1 protein-coding gene is annotated in these 304 nt (G+C 53.6%); it reads right to left on the minus strand.

The annotated features are described in order from the left end of the window. Positions 1 to 304, minus strand: a 304-nt coding sequence (locus ACO0KW_RS20415) for a Calx-beta domain-containing protein (protein ID WP_423055180.1), incomplete at both ends; no start/stop codon positions are given.

Below are 304 nucleotides of genomic sequence, written 5' to 3' on the forward strand. Positions count from 1 at the left end.
AGTTCTCCGACAATTCAAACACGCTATCGTTGGCGATATTGACCGTGATCGTTTGCGTCGTCACACCAGGATTGAACGTCAAGGTACCACTCGTTGCTGTGTAATCGCTACCAGCGGTCGCTGTACCATTGCTAGTGTTGTAACCAACCGAAACCGTTTGGCCAGACGCTGCCGACAAGGTGACCGTGAAGGTCGCTGTGCCAGCCGCTTCGTTGACGATCACGTCGTTGATCGACAAACTTGGTGTACCGTCATTGTCGGTAATCGTTGCGGTACCGGTTGCCGAAGCGTTCGTCGTCGTACC

Origin of the sequence: Undibacterium sp. Ji22W, from assembly GCF_049340305.1 — a bacterium.
GTDB lineage: Bacteria > Pseudomonadota > Gammaproteobacteria > Burkholderiales > Burkholderiaceae_D > Undibacterium.